This window comes from Streptosporangium sp. NBC_01810, assembly GCF_035917355.1.
Taxonomy (GTDB): domain Bacteria; phylum Actinomycetota; class Actinomycetes; order Streptosporangiales; family Streptosporangiaceae; genus Streptosporangium.
Genome location: NZ_CP109070.1, coordinates 5,308,506 through 5,326,969, shown reverse-complemented (window position 1 = coordinate 5,326,969; position 18,464 = coordinate 5,308,506). Strand labels below are relative to the sequence as shown.

13 protein-coding genes are annotated in these 18,464 nt (G+C 72.0%); 8 read left to right on the top strand and 5 right to left on the bottom strand.

Going from position 1 to position 18,464, the window contains the following annotated elements; translation table 11 throughout:
• Positions 1-144 precede the first annotated feature (144 nt).
• From OIE13_RS23615 to OIE13_RS23600, 4 genes are read right to left on the bottom strand one after another with little or no spacing between them, the layout of a single operon-like run.
• Positions 145-1,881, bottom strand: coding sequence for a glycosyltransferase (locus OIE13_RS23615; protein ID WP_326828765.1), 1,737 nt, complete (start codon positions 1,879-1,881; stop codon positions 145-147).
• 58 nt (positions 1,882-1,939) lie between these two features.
• Positions 1,940-3,862, bottom strand: coding sequence for a glycosyltransferase family 2 protein (locus OIE13_RS23610; RefSeq protein WP_326636475.1), 1,923 nt, complete (start codon positions 3,860-3,862; stop codon positions 1,940-1,942).
• Positions 3,862-5,586 (bottom strand): glycosyltransferase family 2 protein, encoded by a 1,725-nt coding sequence (locus OIE13_RS23605; protein WP_326828764.1) that lies wholly within the window; start codon positions 5,584-5,586, stop codon positions 3,862-3,864. Before OIE13_RS23605 ends, OIE13_RS23610 begins: the two co-directional genes overlap by 1 nt.
• Positions 5,583-6,056 (bottom strand): hypothetical protein, encoded by a 474-nt coding sequence (locus OIE13_RS23600; RefSeq protein WP_326636478.1) that lies wholly within the window; start codon positions 6,054-6,056, stop codon positions 5,583-5,585. The genes OIE13_RS23605 and OIE13_RS23600 overlap by 4 nt, the downstream gene beginning before the upstream one ends.
• Positions 6,057-6,267: 211 nt before the next feature.
• Between OIE13_RS23600 and OIE13_RS23595 the strand changes: the two genes are divergently transcribed.
• Together OIE13_RS23595 and OIE13_RS23590 are read left to right on the top strand one after the other, a co-directional pair.
• Complete coding sequence (locus tag OIE13_RS23595; protein WP_326636481.1) at positions 6,268-7,407, top strand: glycosyltransferase; 1,140 nt, start codon at positions 6,268-6,270, stop codon at positions 7,405-7,407.
• The gene (locus OIE13_RS23590) at positions 7,404-9,152 is read left to right on the top strand and encodes a glycosyltransferase (RefSeq protein WP_326636482.1); all 1,749 of its coding nucleotides are present in this window, start codon (positions 7,404-7,406) and stop codon (positions 9,150-9,152) included. Before OIE13_RS23595 ends, OIE13_RS23590 begins: the two co-directional genes overlap by 4 nt.
• A 44-nt stretch (positions 9,153-9,196) precedes the next feature.
• Here OIE13_RS23590 and OIE13_RS23585 read toward each other — a convergent pair whose 3' ends face one another.
• Complete coding sequence (locus OIE13_RS23585) at positions 9,197-10,768, bottom strand: glycosyltransferase (RefSeq protein WP_326636485.1); 1,572 nt, start codon at positions 10,766-10,768, stop codon at positions 9,197-9,199.
• Positions 10,769-11,003: 235 nt separating this feature from the next.
• On the opposite strand from OIE13_RS23585, the gene thrC reads away from it, so the two are divergent.
• From thrC to rpmE, 6 genes are all read left to right on the top strand, one after another.
• The gene (thrC, locus tag OIE13_RS23580; RefSeq protein WP_326636487.1) at positions 11,004-12,062 is read left to right on the top strand and encodes a threonine synthase; all 1,059 of its coding nucleotides are present in this window, start codon (positions 11,004-11,006) and stop codon (positions 12,060-12,062) included.
• A 267-nt stretch (positions 12,063-12,329) separates the two neighbouring features.
• Positions 12,330-13,307, top strand: a complete 978-nt coding sequence (gene thrB, locus OIE13_RS23575; protein WP_326636489.1) for a homoserine kinase — start codon at positions 12,330-12,332, stop codon at positions 13,305-13,307.
• Positions 13,308-13,774: 467 nt separating this feature from the next.
• Positions 13,775-15,850, top strand: a complete 2,076-nt coding sequence (rho, locus tag OIE13_RS23570; RefSeq protein WP_326636491.1) for a transcription termination factor Rho — start codon at positions 13,775-13,777, stop codon at positions 15,848-15,850.
• Positions 15,851-15,982: 132 nt separating this feature from the next.
• Entirely contained in the window at positions 15,983-17,302 is a 1,320-nt protein-coding gene (locus OIE13_RS23565) for a sensor histidine kinase (protein WP_326636493.1), read from the top strand.
• Positions 17,303-17,314: 12 nt separating this feature from the next.
• Positions 17,315-17,959, top strand: a complete 645-nt coding sequence (locus tag OIE13_RS23560; RefSeq protein WP_326636495.1) for a response regulator transcription factor — start codon at positions 17,315-17,317, stop codon at positions 17,957-17,959.
• 205 nt (positions 17,960-18,164) lie between these two features.
• The gene (rpmE, locus tag OIE13_RS23555; protein ID WP_030906633.1) at positions 18,165-18,383 is read left to right on the top strand and encodes a 50S ribosomal protein L31; all 219 of its coding nucleotides are present in this window, start codon (positions 18,165-18,167) and stop codon (positions 18,381-18,383) included.
• Positions 18,384-18,464 lie beyond the last annotated feature (81 nt).

The following is an 18,464-nucleotide window of genomic DNA, read 5'->3' as shown; positions in this document are numbered from 1 at the left end:
GCGGTCAGGACCCCTCGGATCCGCGGAGGGCCGGGCAGGAGGACCGGGCCGGAGGGTCGTCGCCCGGCATCGGCGCGGGGTGGGCCGTCGCCCGGAAACGGCGCGGGGTGGGCCGTCGCCCGGAAACGGCACGGGTGAGGGCGGTCAGGAGCCCCCGGTGAGCCTGCGGAGGCCGCGGGCGGCGCGGCCGAGCAGGGAACGCTGCCGGGCCTGGCGCAGGGCGACCGCCTCCAGGCGGCGCTGCTCGGCCTTCTCCTTCCACCTGACGGTGTCGCGGTGGCCCTTGGCGGCCACGGCACGCAACTCCTTGAGCTCGGCCTTGAGCTTGGCGACCTGCCGCTGGGCCCGCTCGGCCTCCCGCGCGCGCGACTCGGCCGCCGCGCGCCAGCGCACGGCCTCCCGGTTGCGGTTCGTGGCCCAGTAGGGGTAGGCGCGCGCCGCCGGCCGCAGCCGCCAGGACTCCGCGTCCAGCCAGGTCGCGCCGTGCAGGTCGGCGATCACGTCGTCGAGCGACTCGCCCTCGCGGGCCACGCGCCCAGCCCTCGCGACGGAGGAGGTCCGCTCCAGACGGGCGGCCAGGACTCCGGACTCGTCCTCGTCCAGCGCCACGAGCAGCAGGCCCTCGTCGTCCTGCTCCGCCCGCTCGACCAGCATGGCCACGGACTCCGTCCCCGGTACCCATCCGGCCGGGCAGACGAGCCGGAACGGCGCGGGCGCCGAGGTCACCGGGACCCGCTCGGCGAAGGAGACACGGCCGTCGTGGGCGTACTGGCCGCGCAGCAGCCGCAGGTCGAGCAGCGGGTCGTCCAGCGGGGCGCGACGCTCGCCTTCCAGTGACGCCCACGGCCCGGTCAGGGTGACGTGCACGTCGGGCAGGCTGCCGGCCAGTGCCCCGTCGACGCTCGCCCTGACATCCTCGAAACAGGCGCCTTGGGCATCCACCACCACGTCGACGTAGGGGACCAGCCACTGCCGGCCCGCGTCGGTGCGCAGATGGCGCCGGTAGGGGACCCGGTCGGCGATGAACGGGTCGTTGTGCCGCCTGACGTCCGCGGGCCTGCGCATGGCGGTCGTCGTGCCCAGGTGCCAGCTCAGCGCCTCGGCGTCAGGGACGAACACCGCGCCCGTCTGGGTGAGCCGGTAGCCGAGCTCGGTGTCCTCGCCGAGCGTCAGGGAGGTGTCCAGCCCTCCGGCCTCCCTCAGCAGGGCGGCCGGCAGCGAGACCGTCGCGCCCACGTGGACGCGGTGCAGCAGCGAGCTGGGCGCGTCGCGGAAGCCGCGGTGGGCGGTGACGAGCTCGCCGATCCAGTCGTGCCCGTGCTCGGGGTCCTCGGTGAAGAGGGAGTCCGCCCTGTCCTTGGAAACGGCGATCTGGACCTCGGCGGGGGTGGGCGGGGTGCCCGCCAGGGGGGTGAAGCGCAGCGTCCCCAGCACCACCAGGTAGCCGGCCAGGTGGTGCCAGCGCATGTGCGCCTCGACGTGCTCCCGGTAGGAGACGATGTCGGCGTCCATCCGGTGGATCACCTCGCCGTCCGCGACGGCGGTGCCGGCCTCCAGGGCCCAGGCGATGCCCCGGCGGCCGGGGGTGCCGACGACGATCCGGGTGTGCTCGGGAGCGATCTCGGGGAGCCGGAGCGGGGGCGCGCTGCCGTCGTCCACGACGATCACCTCAAGGAGGTGCGTGGGATAGGTCTGCGCGGAGAGCGCGGCCAGCGTGAGATCGAGCCGGTCCTGCCCTCCCCTGGCGGGGATCACCACGCTCACCGGCAGGTGCGGTTCCCACGCGCCGAGGACGGGCGCCGGCAGCACCCCGTAGTCGTTTCCGGGAATCCGCGGCGCGGCGGCCTGGACCGGAACCCGCGGCGGGTACGGCGCGTTCACGGTCTCTCCGGCAGAGGCCTGCGGCGGGTACGGTGCCTCCCGAGGGGGTGCGGCGCGTTCACGGCGCCTCCGGGGGGAGTTCCATGAGCGCGCTCGGCCGGAAGCCGCGCCACTGGCGCTTGTTGCGTCGCAGGAACGTGCCGATCGGCTCGCGCCAGGTGTGGTCGGCGACGTTGCCGCGCCGCAGGATGTAACCCAGGCCCTGGGTGCGGTAGATCTGCCCGCCGGCGGCCTGCACGGCGTGCTGGAACTGGGCGTCGATCGTGCCGGGCAGGGGACGGAAGCCGCCCACGGCCTCGAAGGCGGAGCGTTCGGCGAAGATGGTCCCTCCGGCGATGAAGTTGGTGATCTGCTCGGTGACCTGCTCTCGGTGGACGGTCACCCCGATCGAGGCGAGGTAGACGAACTCCGGGACCATGCCCACCACCTGGGCCCCCGAGTAGGAGTGGGCCAGCAGCAGGTCGGAGACGAAGTCGGGCCCGTACCAGTCGTCGTCGTCCATCTTCAGCAGGAACGATCCCGACGCCCTGGCCGCGGCCTCGTTCAGCACGGCCCCGAACACGGCCTCCCCGCCCGCCTCGAACACGGTGACCGGCCGCTCGAAGGAGGCCAGCGCCTCGGCCACGCCGGGATGCGTCGCCGGGATGCCGTGCAGGGCGAGGATCACCTCGAACTCGGCGCCGCGCTGCCTGGACAGCTGCTCCAGCGCGAAGCCCACCATCTCCGGGCGGCGGGTGGCGAGCAGCACCGACACCGGCGGAGAGGGCGCCGCGGGGGCGCCGAGCTGTTCCCAGCGGGCGCGGACGCCGTGGGTGCGCAGCGCCTCGCGGCGCAGCCGGATGCTGTGCTCCTCGCGCTCCAGGTCGTCCTTGAGCGCGGTCTCGCCGACCGAGGTGATCAGAGCGGCCAGCTCGGGGCCGAGGGCGCCCGCCCAGCGCGGCACGGCCTCACAGACCAGCGGTACCCCGGCCGCGGCCAGCCCCGTGACGACCCGCAGCGCGGCCACCGGGCCGCTGTGGCCGCGCCGCCAGTCCACCCGTACCCCTCTGACCTGCCTGATCCGGTTGACGTCCACGTCCGTGACGGCGCCGGAGGCTCCGAAGGCGGTGAGGATCCCGCCCCCGCAGGTGATCGCCCAGCGGTCGGATTCCACGGACAGGTCGGCCATACCGAGGGACGGAACGGTGACGAAGCCCATGGGGTTGACCGAGCGGTCGTCGACCGGGGGGATGGTCCGGGGTTCCGACAGGTCGCCGAGGCCGGCCTGGAGGATCCTGCCACCGCCGGGGCGGCCGAGCCGCTCCCAGCTCATCAGCTCGGCGACCGGGCGGTCCGCCGGGTTCTCGCCGCCGGACCAGGGGGGCGGCTCCTCGCCGACCGCACGCACGACCAGGTCGGCGCCACGGGCGCCGAACCTGTCGGGGACCGGTCCCGTCGGGGAGGACGGGGCCGCGTTGGGGTCGCCGGGACGCCAGTGGACCGCTCCGGGGCCGGCCAGACCGGCGACGGGTGCGGCGACGGCGTCCATCCGGTGTCCCGCGAACGCCCTGGCGGTCGCGGCGAGCGTCCGCCCGGCGGGTGCCGGTTTGGAAAACCGCGCCTCGATCACCCAGGCGGGCTGCTCCGGCTGGTGGACACGGAGTTCGACGAGCGACCGCCAGCGGTGGGCGGGGGTGGGCGAAGGCACCGGCGCGGTGTACCAGTGCGGTGTCTCCTCCACCGCGACGACCACCCGCGTGGCCATGGCCAGCAGTGACTGCAGGCTCGCGGCCCTGCGGAGGTCGGTCGGCGTGCGGGCGAGCACCAGGATCTCCGCGGCGCCCTCCTCTGCGCGAGGGATGCCGTCGAGGTCGCCGTCGAGGTCCATCGCCCCGTACGACTCCAGCTCGCCGAGTGCCTCGAAGCCCGCGCAGTAGACGAGGACGCGCCGCTTGCCGTTCCGCTCCCTGGCGGTGCGTACAAGATCGATCAGAGGGGACATCAGCCGCTCTTCCCGCGAGGCGTGGCCGTCCGCCGCCTGGCCGTCGAGATGATCCCGCCCAGGGGACCGCGCCGCCGCTCCTCCCGCAGGCGCCCGGCCTCCTCCCGCAGGCGCTCGGTTTCGGCGCGGAGGCTTTCCACCTCGCCCCGCAGCCGTTCCGCCTCGCGCTTCCACCTGGTGCCCTCGGCCCGCCACTTCGCGGGGTCCCCGGCGACGGGCTCCGCCTCCCCGGCGGTCGTCACGCCGAACTCGGCGGCGCTCACCCACAGGGAGCCGAACAGCTCGTGGACGACACCGTCGATGTCGATGTCGATGTCGCTGTCGATGTCGTCGCCGGTGTCACTGCCGATGTCACCGTCGGGGGCGTCTCCGGTCACCAGTGCGGCCCTGGCGAAGGCGGCGGTGCGTTCGAACCTGGCCGCCCTGACCCCGGTGGCCCCCTCGTCGAGCACAGCGCTCAGCAGCCCGTACCCCTCGCGCTCGGCGAGTTCGACCAGCTCGGCCAGGCTGCCGGCACCGAGCGCCCACCCGGCGGGGAAGGTGAGGCGGAACGGCGCGGGTGCCGAGCCCGAGGGCGCCTCCTCGGCGAAGGAGACGCGTGGCTCGTGGACGTACAGGTTGTGCACCAGGCGCAGATCGAGCAGCGGCTCGTCGAGGGAGGAGTGGCGTCCGGCGGGGAGCCGCGCCCAGGGCCCGACCACGGTGACGGCGACGTCGACGAGGGTGCCCGCGAGCGCGGCGTCCACGCTCACCCGCACGTCCTCGTAGCAGGCGCCGCGGGCGTCGACGACGACGTGCACGTACGGCACCAGCCAGTTCCTACGCGGGTGGGTGCGCAGCCAGCGCAGATCGGGGATGAGGTCGGGCAGCACCGACCAGTTGTGCCGGTGCACCTCCTTCTCCCTGAGCATGACCGTGGACGGGCCGAGGTGCCAGCCTCGGGCCTGCGGGTCGGGGATGAAGACCGCGCCCGCCTGCGCGAGGCGGAAGCCGAGATCGGTGTCCTCGCCCATGTTCAGCGTGGTGTTCACGCCGCCGACGGAGCGGAGCAGCGCCACGGGGACCGACGTGCTGGCCCCCGAGTGGAGCCGGTAGGCCCCGGCGCCCGCGTCCCGCAGCCACCGGGTCTCCTCCAGCACGGTCGCCCGCCACCCGTGCGGCGCGGACTCGTCGAACAGCTTCTCCGCGTCCCCGGACTCCACGGCCGAGAGGACCTCCCCGGCGCGGGGCCCGGCCCCGTCGGGGGTGAAGCGGACGTCGCCCATCACGACGGCGTAGCGGACGAGGTGGTGCCAGCGCATGTGCGCCTCGACGTGCTCCCGGTTGAGGATCATGTCGGAGTCGACCCAGTGCAGGACGTCGCCGCCCGCCGCGGCGGCACCGGTCTGGCGGGCCCAGCCCCGTCCCCAGCGGCCTTCCGGCACCCGGACGAGGCGGGTATCGGCCGGGGTGATCTCGGGGACGCGCAGCGGCGGGTCGCTGCCGTCGTCGACGACGACCACTTCCATCAGGTGCGCGGGGTAGGTCTGCGCGGCGAGGGAGGCGAGCGTGCGGTCCAGCGCCTCCTGGCAGTCGTGCGCCGGGATCACCACGCTCACCCCGAGCCTGGGTTCCCATCGGCCCAGGTCGGGCGGGAGCAGTGACCCGTAGTCGTTCTGCCTGACCCCGGCGCGCGGGACGCCGGTCCGGGCGGCCTGGCCGTCGCCGTGCCCGGCCCCGCTCACGCCTCTCCCTCCGGGGCGGCCCTTTCGGTCCTGGCCTCCACCGCGGCCAGGCGCGGCAGCAGGTCGTGGACCATCTCCTCCATCTCCTGGCGCTGCGGTATGGAGACCAGCCGGTCCTCGCCCAGGGAGACCAGGATCGCCTGCAGGTCCTCGTCCCGCTTGTGCTCGTGCTTCCTGAGCAGTTCGACGATCTCGTCCAGTCGCCGGTCCAGCCGCTCGGTCGCGGCCTTGACCGTGGTCATCTCCGCTTCGTAGCGCTTGATGCGGTTGTCGATCCGCAGGGCCTTGCCGTCGACCCTGCGCACTGTCGCGATCGCCGGCATCTGGACGGCGAACACCGTCGCGATCGCGCCGAGCACGATGGCCGCCGTGACCGAGATGACATCGGTGCCCGCGAGCAGCGCCAGCGCGATCAGAACCACCGGACCGATGGTCGCCGCCAGAAGCGTCAGTTTTCGGGGCGTGGGCATCCGCGCTTACCTTCCGTGCCGCTCTGTCGTTACCTGTCATTGAGGGGGGATAAATGAGGCTATCTGCTCTTCAAGTGCGAATACGTCGATGAATAGGAAATTCCAAGGTTCCTGTGACCTGTGTGACAGTTGTGAATGATTGAAGGTGATCACATAAGCCAAGTGGGAAGTGCAGTGAGAAGGGATCTTCCTGCCTCGCTATCCTTCGGTCGTGCCCGCTCAGCCGATCTCCCTCTCCCCGCCCTTTCTCACCACACCGGCGGGTTTCCTGCGCTCGGCGGCAGGGGAGACGGCCGAGCTGTCCTGGACGGGTGAGGGCTGGCTGGCGGCCGGCTCGCCGCTCGGTGACCGGCCGGACACCGAGGAGATCACCCGCCTGCGCCCGCTGCGGGGACTGGCCGTCCGGTGGCCCGCCTCCGAGGTGCCCCTCGGCGCGGTCACCGGCCTGGCCGCGGCCGGGGTGCCGCTGTACGCCGCAGTCTCGCCGGGCTGGGTGGACCCCGAACTGGCCCGCCTGCTCGCGGCCTGGGCGCCGGAGGAGGACGACGGCGGAGGTCTCCGGTCGGTGACCGCACTGCGCAGGGAGGAGCACAGCGTGCGGCTACGCCGCCACGGGCTCCGAGACCAGGCCGGGACGGGCCGGACGGAGACGGCACCGCCCACGGTCAGCGTCGTGATGTCCAGCATGCGGCCGCACCTGCTGGGCTCCGCGCTCGGCCAGATCGCCGGGCAGCGCCGGGTGCGGGTCGAGGTCCTGCTGGGCCTGCACGGGGTCCCCGCCGCACACGAGGATGTCCGGCGGGCGCTGCGTGAGTGCGCCCTGCCCGTCACGGTGGTCGAGGCCGGAGAGGAGACCCCCTTCGGGGAGGTGCTCAACCTGGCCGCGTCCAGGGCGGGCGGCGACTATCTCACCAAGTGGGACGACGACGACTGGTACGGCCCCGAGCACCTGGCCGACCTGCTGCTCGCCCGCTCCTACGCCGGAGCGGACATCGTCGGCACCGCGGCCGAGTTCTTCTATCTGGAGCCGCTGAACACCACGGTCCGCCGTACCGACTACATCAGCGAGACCTGGTCCGAGCACGTCGCCGGAGGCACGATCCTGCTTCCCGGGGACACCTTCAGAGACGCGGGAGGCTTCCCCCCGCTGTCCCGGGGGGTCGACGCCGGGCTGCTGAAGGCCGCGCACGCCGCGGGGGCACGCGTCTACCGCACCCACGGCCTGGGCTACGTGCTGCGGCGCTCGGTCGGCGCCGAGCACACCTGGCGGCTCTCCCTCGCCCACTTCCTGCGCGTCGCGTCGAACCAGTGGCATGGCTTCCGCCCGAGCCTGATCCTGGAAGCACGATGACGGCGCGGATCGCCGGTAACGACTACCGGAGCCTCACACCGCCCGCCCTGGGCGCCTGGACGCCCTCGCTCCGGGTGAGCATCGTCGTTCCCGCCTATGGTGACCAGGAGAAACTCGACCTGACACTCGCGGGGCTGGCCGTGCAGACCTACCCGGCCGCGCTGATCGAGGTCATCGTGGTCGACAACGGCAGCAGCCCGCCGCTGCGCCTGCCCGAACTCCGCCCGGAGGGCACCAGCCTGATCATCTGCCCGGTCCCCGGTCGAGCCCACGCCCGCAACGCGGGTCTGTCGGCCGCCACCGGTGACGTGATCCACTGGCTCGACTCCGACGTGGTCCTCGACCGCAGGTCGGTCGAGGCGCACATGCGCTGGCACCACGAAGCCCCGTACCTGGCGGTCACCGGTTACCTGCGTTTCACTCCGGCCCGGTTGCCCGCCCCCGAGGCGGTGGCCGCCGCCGACGACCTGGCCAGGCTCTTCGAGCCCGCGGAGCCGCACGCCTGGCTGGTCGACCTCGTCGAGCGCACCGACGGCCTCACCGCCAACCCGCGCCGCGCGTTCAGCCTGCACGTCGGTGGCGCGACATCGGTCAACGCCGCGCTGCTCGCCGCCGCCGGGCCGATGGACACCGACCTGATCCTCGGCCAGGACACCGAGATGGGCTACCGGCTCGCCCAGGCGGGCGCCGTCTTCGTCCCCGAGCCGCTGTCGCGCGCCTTCCACCTGGGCCCGACCATGCGCATGCGCGGCAAGGCCCCGATCGACCGGGTCAGCCACGCGTTCGTGGCCGACCGGATCCCCGCCTACCGCTGGCTCCGCTCCCATCCGAGCAGGCAGTGGAAGGTGCCGTACGTGGAGGTGGTCGTCGAGCCCGGGGGGAGGACGGGGCAGGAAGATCCCGGATACTCCTACGACGAGGTCCGCGCCACGGTCGACGCCGTCCTCGCGGGCACCGTGCCCGACGTCGCGGTCACCCTCACCGGCCCGTGGAAGCGCATCGGGGCCGAGGGGCGCGCTCCCCTGAAGGATCCCGACCTGGATCTGGTGCTGATCCGCGGCCACTACGCCCACGAGCCCAGGGTCCGCTTCGCCGACGAGGACCCCGCCACCCAAGCTCCATCCGAAGCCTCCCCGCGGTCGAGCTCGGCCGGCCTGGCGGTTCCCTACCGGCTCAGGCTGCCCGCCGGGTGGGTGCCCGGCGACGACACTCTGGCCCGCCTGCTCGACCTGGCCGGGGACGACGGCTACGGCCTGGTCTCGGTGCTGCTGGCCGAGGGGGGAGCGGAGGGGGGACAGGACGGTGCGGCCGACAGGCTCGGAGCGGGCCCGGAGCGGGTGATCGTCGCGGCACGGCTGGAGCGTACCGCCGCGTTCGCGCGCGCCGCGATCGTGCTGGAGGAGGGAGAGGACCTCGACGACGCCGTGGAGGACACCTTCGGCGTGATCTGGGTGGACGGCGAGACCTACGGCTTCGCGTCCGAGGCCCGCCACATCAGCGGCCGCCGCGGCGCCCACCGGGCCAGGATCGAGGCCGAGGCCGAGGTGGCCCGCCTCACCAGGGAGACCGAGCGGCTCCGCGGCCAGGTGACCAGATGGCGTGACGAGGCGGGCCGCTGGCGCAGGAGCGCGGTCGAGCTGCGGCGCGAGGTCGGCACCCTGCGCAGGGAACTGGCCGCCGCCAGGAAGGTCGTCCAGTACGGGCTGCTGTCCTCGGTCAAACGGGCCATCACCCGCCGCCGCTGACCACTGCCGCCCCCTCCGGCCTGACCGGCGGGAACCGCGCGGTTTCAGCTCCTGAGGACGGTACGGAGCCTGCCGAGGAGGGACACGAGCCCGCCCTGGACCTGGCGCCGCTGGACCTGCCCCGCCGCGGGCGGCGCGGATTCCCGCTCCGGAGCCGGGGCCGGAACCCGCTCCTGGGCCGAGGCGGCGGCCTGGGCGGCGGTCGAGGCCGTGGGCGCCGTCTCGACCGGCCAGAACTCCGGCCGGTCGCCGCGCCGCACACCGTGGGTGGTCATGATCGAGGCGGCGACGGCGGCGACATCGTCCGCGCCGAGCAGCCTCGCCCGGCCCAGCGCCTCGGTCCGCTCCAGCGTCGCCTCGCCGTCGCCACCGAGATCGACGACGAGCATGCCGGAACGGTCGTCCTGCATGGCGCCGATCATCCGCTCCAGGGAGTCATGTCCCAGCGGGACCGAGACCGGACCCGTGTAGCGGAACGGGATCGGGGCGGGGGTGCCGGAGACCTCGTCGGCGAACCGCACCCGCTCGTCGTGCGCGAAGTGCTCGCGCAGCAGTCGCAGGTCGAACAGGGGATCGTCCAGCACCGGCCGGCGGTCCGCGGACAGCTTCGACCAGGGAGCGACCAGGGTGACGACCACGTCGCCGAGCGACCCGTCGAGCGCCGCGCCCACCGCCTCGCGCACCTGTCCTCCCGGCTCGTCGACGTGGAGCACCACCTCCACGTACGGAACCAGCCAGTGGCGGCCCCGGTCCTTACGCAGGTCGCGGCGGAGCGGCACCCGGTGGGCCAGGTAGGGGGCGACGATCTGTACCGCCCGCTGCCGGTTGCGGCGCTGGGCGGGAAGTCCCAGGTGTACGGCCTGTGCCGTCATGTCGGGGATGAAGACCACGCCGTGCGCGGCCAGCCGGTAGGCGAACTCGGTGTCCTCGCCCCGCAGCACCTCCGTGTCCACTCCGTCCACAGCCCGGAAGATCTCGCGCCGCATGGACACCGTCGGCCCCGTGCACACGTGGTAGGGGTTACGGCTGGCCCGCAGGCCGTTGGTCCGGGAGATCGTCTGCTCGGTGGAGCTGGGCAGGGCGCTCGCCAGGTCGAAGACGGACTCCAGCCGGCCCGCCAGCACGCCGTCGTGCACCTGGGCCGCGGTCAGCGACGGTTCCTCGATGAACCTCTTCGCGCCGATCGTGACCAGGTAACCGGCCAGATGGTGCCATCGGGCCAGCGCCTCGATGTGCTCGCGGCAGACGACCATGTCGGCGTCGAGGCGCTGGATGATCCGCCCGTCGGCGAGGGCGGCGCCGGTGTTCACCGCGTGGGCGATGCCCCAGCCCGAGGTGCCGGTGGTCACGATCCTGGTGCTCCGCGGGACGATCTCCGGCAGCCGCAGCGGAGATTCGCTGCCGTCGTCGACCACGATCACCTCCATGAGGTGGTCCGGGTAGGTCTGCGCCGCCAGGGAGGCAAGGGTCAGATCGAGCCTGTGCTGCCCGCCACGGGCCGGGATGATCACGCTGACCGAGAGTTCCGGATCCCACGCGCCGAGCGCGGGCGGATCCAGGGGGGAGTAGTCGTTGTGCCGGATCGGTGGCAGGTCCGCCGCCGTGCCGCCCGTCATGATGTGGCACCCCTTGTCTGGTTCGTTGCCTGTCATGTGTCTGGCCTGTCGCTTGTCAAGGCCTGTCAAGCTCCGCAGACCATACCGGCCCATTCTTAGGGTTTCCTGTAGGCAGGACGCCCCAGGTGTCCATTCGGTGGACAGTGCATCCCAAGGTCGAACAGGTTGCCCGTAGACTCTTTTCAACACCGCAGGTAGCACGCGCACGGATTGGCCGCGCGCGGGAGGAGCAATCATGACCAGGGCGTGGCGTGGCCTCATCGAGGAGTACCGTGACCGACTTCCGGTGACCACGGCGACGCCCGTCGTCACGCTCCTGGAGGGCGGCACCCCGCTCGTTCCGGCGAACCGGGTGTCGGCGCTGACCGGCTGCGAGGTCTACCTGAAGGTCGAGGGCCTCAACCCGACCGGAAGTTTCAAGGACCGTGGCATGACCATGGCCATCAGCAAGGCCGTCGAAGACGGGGCGAAGGCGGTCATCTGCGCCTCCACCGGCAACACCAGCGCCTCCGCCGCCGCCTACGCGGTCCGCGCGGGCCTGACCTGCGCCGTTCTGGTGCCCCGCGGCAAGATCGCGATGGGCAAGCTGGCTCAGGCACTGGTCCACGGGGCCCGGCTGCTCCAGGTCGAGGGCTCCTTCGACGACTGCCTGGAGATGACCAGGAAGCTCTCGGAGAACTACCCGATCGCGCTGGTCAACTCGGTGAACCCGTTCCGGCTCCAGGGCCAGAAGACCGCCGCCTTCGAGATCGTCGACGCGCTCGGGGACGCTCCCGACATCCACTGCATCCCGGTCGGCAACGCGGGCAACATCTCGGCGTACTGGATGGGTTACACCGAGTACGCGGGCGACGGCGTCGCGACGAGGACGCCCCGCATGTTCGGCTTCCAGGCCAGCGGCGCCGCGCCGATCGTCAACGGTGCGCCGGTTACCCACCCGCACACGATCGCCACCGCGATCCGCATCGGCAACCCCGCCTCGTGGCAGCTCGCCGAGGCCGCCCGCGACGAGTCCGGCGGCGTCATCCAGGCCGTCACCGACCGTCAGATCGCCGCCGCGTACAAGCTGCTCGCCCAGGAGGAGGGCGTGTTCGTCGAACTCGCCTCCGCCGCCAGCGTGGCGGGCCTCCTCCAGGCCCACAGCCAGGGTCTGGTCGAGCCCGGGCAACGCATCGTGTGCACGGTGACCGGAAACGGCCTCAAGGACCCCGACTGGGCCATCTCGGGCGCTCCCACCCCGGTGACGATCCCGATCGACGCGCACGCCGCGGCCGTCGCCCTCGAACTCGCCTAGGCTCCATCCCGCGGGTCTTGCCGTGGCGAGGATCGGTCAGGCGCTGCCGCACAAGGCGGGGGCCATGGGCGTGCCGCGGTGACCGGCGACAACGCGGAGAGGCACCGCCTGACTGCGGTGGGCAGAAGATCCGAGGGGCGGGGCCCGGTGAACCTGGCACGCCGCGACCGTCCCGGCGTCGCGGGCAGACACCCCGTAGCGCCGGGCAGATAGGAGAAGCGACTTGTCCGCCATGGCCACGCCATCGAGCCGTGCCCCGGGAGATCTATGACCAGCGGTAAGGTGACCGTCCAGGTCCCCGCGACATCGGCGAACCTCGGCCCGGGGTTCGACACGCTGGGGCTGGCCCTCGGCCTCCACGACGAGGTCGAGGCCGAGCTGTTCGAGCCCTCGGAGGGCTCCGGCTCCCGGAGCGTCGTCATCGAGGTCGAGGGGGAGGGCGCCGGCGAGCTTGACGCGGGCGAGGGGCACCTCATCGTCGCCACGATGCGCGCGACCTTCGACAGGATGGGGCTTGGGCAGCCGTCCGGGATCCGGTTGCGCTGTCTCAACCGCATCCCGCACGCCCGCGGTCTCGGGTCGTCCTCCGCGGCGATCTGCGCCGGCATCCTCGCCGCCCGCGCGCTGGCCGCGGCCCCGTACCCGGACGGCTCCGTCCCCGCCCCCCCGCAGAGGGCGCGACCCGAGCTCACCGACGACGAGGTCTTCGCGCTGGCCACCGAGATCGAGGGCCATCCCGACAACGTGGCGCCGTGCCTGGCAGGCGGGCTCACCATCGCGTGGACGGACGGAACGGGCGCGCCGTACCTGGTTCGGCTGCTCCCGCACTCCGACGTCAGGCCCGTGGTCCTCGTCCCCGGATACCGGCTGTCCACCGAGGTCGCCCGAGGGCTGCTGCCCAAGGAGGTCCCGCACGCCGATGCGGCCGCGAACGCGGGGCGGGCCGCGCTGCTGGTCGCGGCGTTGACGGCCAGACCGGAGCCGGAACTTTTGCTGGCCGCCACCGAGGACCGACTCCACCAGGACTACCGCGCGCCCGCGATGCCACTCACCGCCGATCTGGTACGGCGGCTGCGCGGGGCGGGCGTCGCCGCGGTCGTTTCGGGGGCGGGGCCCACGGTTCTTGCGTTTTCCACGGCGAATACGCAGGATTTGATCGCAGCAGAAGTGGGTAATGACTGGCACATCCAGCCACTGGATGTCGAAACCCGGGGTGCCCGCGTTGTTTCTGTTGAGACACGCTGACATCTCTTCGACCTTCAGGGAATAGCTGTGTGCGCTGGTGATGTTAGGCTGATAGCCGCACCAGGTGCCCCGCGTTGGGTGCGTGCTTGTCAGCCACACATCGCTGCATCGTGTCTCACTCCGTGAGGCGTGAGCGCCGCAGTGGCCTCCCCGAATCCGTCGCCTCCGAATGCTCCACATTCGGCTGGGGCAGCGAAGAGGCGGCGTTTTAGGGGACATGCGCGTTCGATCTACCTCGACATCTGGTTGCCGGTAGCAATCCGGGGGGGTGTCCTCCAAGTCCCACCGTCGGCGATTCTCGATGGTGACGGCCTGGACCAGCCCTTCTCCGACAGTGGCGGCGGCCCTCCATGGGCCGTCGAGGATCGCAACGTGCAACCCGACCCGGTCTGTCCCACCGGGTCGATCGCACCACCGGGACGATTGGCTGATCATGGCCACGCCCGACCCCTGGGAAGGACCCATTAGTGAGCGACACCACCGAACTCCTCTCCGACGTCACCGGCACGGCGCCGGCGTCCGGCGACACCCCCACCCGCCCAGCGGCCAAGCCGCGCCGTCGCTCCGGCACCGGCCTGTCCGCCATGGTGCTGCCCGAGCTGCAGGCCATGGCCTCCGGGCTGGGCATCAGCGGGACCGGGCGGATGCGCAAGAGCCAGCTCATCGCGGCCATCCAGGAGAAGCAGGGCGTCTCCACCGAGAGTGCCCAGGCTTCCGTCACCGTCAAGGAGACTCCGGCCGCAGCCGTCCCCGCACCCGCAGCCGAGCCGGCCGTCGAGCGTCCGGCGCGCACCCGCAGGGAACGTTCCCGCCCCGTCGTGGCCGCCGAGCCCGTCGTGGAGCAGGCGCCCCCCGCTCCCGAGCCCGTGGCCGCCGTCGTCGCGCCCGAGCCCGTCGTGGAGCAGCAGACCATCGACGCCGCCCCGGCCGAGGGCCGTGGCGAGCGTGGTGAGAGCCGTCGCGAGCGTGGCGAGCGCCGCGGCCGTGGCGAGCGCGGCGAGCGCACCAATGACCGCCGCGAGCGTGGCGACCAGCGTGCCGACAACCGCGGCGACGGCCGCACCGACTCCCGCGCCGCCGACGCCGGTCAGAGCCGTGGCGAGCGGATCAACGACCGCGGTGACCGTGTCACTGACCGTGGTGAGCGCGGTGACCGTGTCACTGACCGTGGTGAGCGCGGTGACCGTGTCACTGACCGTGGTGAGCGCGGTGACCGTGTCACTGACCGTGGTGAGCGCGGCGACCGTGGTGACCGCGGCCCGCAGAACCGGGGGCCGCAGGACCGCACCGACCAGCACGGTGTGGGCGACGACGACGACCGTCGCGGCCGTCGCGGCCGGTTCCGCGAGCGTAACCGCCGTGGCCGCGACCGCTTCGACAGCAACGAGCCCGTGGTGGGCGACGACGACGTCCTGATCCCGATCGCCGGAATCCTCGACATCCTCGACAACTACGCGTTCGTCAGGACCAGCGGTTATCTGCCGGGTTCCAACGACGTCTATGTCTCGCTGGCCCAGATCCGCCGCAACGGCCTGCGCAAGGGCGACGTCGTCACCGGTGCCGTCCGCCAGCCCCGCGACGGCGAGCGCCGTGAGAAGTTCAACGCGCTCGTCCGTCTGGACACGGTCAACGGCATGGACCCGGAGCAGGCGCGGCAGCGCCCCGATTTCAATAAGCTCGTCCCGCTCTACCCGCAGGAGCGCCTGCGCCTGGAGACCGAGCCGAACATCCTGACCACCCGGATCATCGACATGGTGGCGCCGATCGGCAAGGGCCAGCGTGGTCTCATCGTCTCCCCGCCCAAGGCGGGCAAGACGATGGTGCTTCAGGCGATCGCCAACGCGATCACTCACAACAACCCCGAGTGCCACCTGATGGTCGTCCTGGTGGACGAGCGTCCGGAAGAGGTCACCGACATGCAGCGGTCGGTGAAGGGCGAGGTCATCCACTCGACCTTCGACCGCCCGGCCGAGGACCACACCACGGTCGCGGAGCTCGCCATCGAGCGCGCCAAGCGCCTGGTGGAGCTGGGCCACGACGTGGTCGTGCTGCTCGACTCGATCACCCGTCTGGGTCGCGCCTACAACCTGGCGGCCCCGGCGTCCGGCCGCATCCTGTCCGGTGGTGTCGACTCCACCGCGCTCTACCCGCCGAAGCGTTTCTTCGGCGCCGCCCGCAACATCGAGAACGGCGGCTCGCTGACGATCCTCGCCACCGCGCTGGTCGAGACCGGTTCCAAGATGGACGAGGTCATCTTCGAGGAGTTCAAGGGCACGGGCAACCTGGAGCTCAAGCTCAACCGGCAACTTGCCGACAAGCGGATCTTCCCCGCGGTGGACGTCGACGCGTCCGGCACCCGCAAGGAGGAGATCCTCATGGGCAAGGACGAGCTCCAGATCATCTGGAAGCTCCGCCGCGTGCTGCACGCCCTTGACATGCAGCAGGCTCTCGAACTTCTCCTGGAGAAGATGAGAGAGACCAAGTCCAACGCGGAGTTCCTGCTCCAGGTGCAGAAGACGACCGTCAGCTCTGAGCGCGACTGACCGCTCACCGCACGTGGAACGCCCCGGCCACTCAGGCCGGGGCGTTCGGCGTTTCCAAAGCGCTTGTCCGACCCCGGACTTCGGGATATCCCTACTTCAGGACGCCTTTTCGCGGGCGACAGGGGGAGGCGCATGACTGCCGAGACAGTGCTGAGCACGCCTGTGGTCAGGAAACCGCTCCGGCGGCGTGTGCCCTTCGGGCCGAACGGCCCCCTCGGCATGTTCGTCGACCCGATGACCTGGCGGGCCGTTCCCTACCTGTTGGTGAGCCTGTTCCACGGCCTCGCCTGGTTCGCGCTGCTCGCCTCGGTGATCCCGCTCTCCCTGGTGCTGGTGATCGTGTGGATCGGGCTGCCGCTCCTCGCCCTGACCATGCTGGCCTGGCGGGGGGTGGCGATGCTGGAGCGCCGCCTCCTCCGGCTGGCCTTCGGCGTCGACATCCCCAACCCCTACCGGCCGTCCGAGGGCGACAACCTGTTCCTGCGCTGGAAGGACATGTTCGTCGACCCCGCCACCTGGAAGGATCTGCTCTACCTGCTGTTGCTGCTGCCGATCGGGATCGGGGAGTTCACGGTATCGGTGGTCCTGTGGACGCTCGGGCTCGGCCTGACCGTGGCGCCACTGCCACTGCTGCTGGTGGGGGAGCCGATGACACCCATCGGCCCGCTGCCGATCGACAGCGGGCCGAAGGCGCTGCTGTGCACCCTGATCGGGGTCGGATTCCTCCTCGCGGCCCTGTACGCGACCCGGGGGATGGCCTGGCTGCACGGCCTGCTCGGCACCGCCCTGCTGGGCGCGGGGGAGAAGAACCGGCTGGCGGCCCGCGCCGCGCACCTGCGGGCCAGTCGGGCCCGTGGGGTGGACGCGGCCGAGGCCGAGCGGCGCAGGATCGAGCGTGATCTGCACGACGGTGCCCAGCAGCGGCTACTGTCCGTGGCCATGGACCTGGGCCGGGCCCAGGCCAAGCTGGACTCCGACCCGGAGGCGGCCCGGGAGCTCCTCGACCAGGCGCACCGGGGTACCAAGGCCGCCATCGCCGAGCTGCGCGATCTCGCCAGGGGCATCCATCCGGCGATCCTCACCGACAGGGGACTGAGCGCCGCCCTGTCGTCGCTCGCCGCGCGCGCGCCCGTGCGGGTGGACCTGGCGGTGGAGGTCTCGCATCGTCCCCCGCCCGCGGTGGAGAGCATCGCGTACTTCGTCGTGGCCGAATGCCTGACCAACCTGGCCAAGCACTCCGAGGCCACCGAGGCGTTCATCCGGGTCAGCCGTCAGGAGCAGCGTGTGATCGTTGAGGTCTACGACAACGGGGTCGGCGCCGCGGTGCCACAGCCCGGAGGCGGTCTCGCCGGGCTGGCCGACCGGGCGGCGACCATCGACGGCACCCTGAGCGTCGACAGCCCGCTCGGCGGCCCCACGACGATCAGGGCCGAGTTGCCCTGTGAATGGTGAGGGCTCGAACACATGCGGGTGGTGATCGCCGAGGACTCGGTGTTGTTGCGCGAAGGGCTGGCCAGGCTGCTGGCCGACGGGGGGATCGAGACCGTCGGGGTCGTGGGCGACGGCCCAGGGCTGGTGGCCGCGGTCATCGAGCACGATCCGGACCTGGCGGTCGTCGACGTCCGGATGCCGCCGACACACACCGACGAGGGACTGCGCGCCGCACTGGAGGCCAGGAGCCGGAGGCCGGGGCTGCCGATCCTCGTGCTGTCGCAGTACGTCGAGGAGCAGTACGCCACCGAGTTGATCGGCGGCGGCGCCGCAGCGGTCGGCTACCTGCTCAAGGAGCGGATAGCGGACGTGGCCGAGTTCCTCGACGCGGTGCGCCGGGTGGCGGCCGGGGGGACGGTCATCGATCCGGAGGTGATCGGGCAGCTGCTGAGCCGCCGGCGCAGGGGAGATCCCCTGGAGTCCCTGACCGCGAGGGAGGGCGAGGTTCTGGCCCTGATGGCGGAGGGCCGTTCCAACACCGCGGTCGCCGGGCGCATGCTCGTCACCGAGGGCGCCGTGGAGAAACACATCTCCAGTATCTTCGGCAAGCTCGGCCTGGAACCGGCCACCGACGACCACCGCCGGGTTCTCGCCGTGCTCGCGTATCTGGGCAGGTGACCGCCCGCCGCCCCGGTCCCGTGGGGGAGGCGGATGCCGGGGAATGTCTTGTGGCCTGGGATGGTTGAAGGATCTGGCACACTGGTAGCCGAACCGCAGCGGTTCCGGTTCCCGCCCGCGCGCACCTTGGTGTGCCAGCGCGCAAGCCTCAGCGGCGAGAGACAGTGGCGACCCGGCGACCGCGTTTTGGAGAGGAAAAGACGACATGAAGCCCGACATCCACCCGGAGTACATCGCCACTCAGGTGACGTGCACCTGTGGTAACTCCTTCACCACCCGCAGCACCGCCAAGAACGGCGTGATCCACGCCGACGTGTGCTCCGCCTGCCACCCCTTCTACACGGGCAAGCAGAAGATCCTGGACACCGGCGGCCGGGTGGCGCGCTTCGAGAAGCGCTTCGGCAAGAAGTCCACGGGCCAGTAGCCCCCATCCCGACGCCGGCTCGGAACAACCTCCTGCGGAGGGGGTGCCCGGGTCGGCGTTCGTGGTGATGAGGCAGGCTTG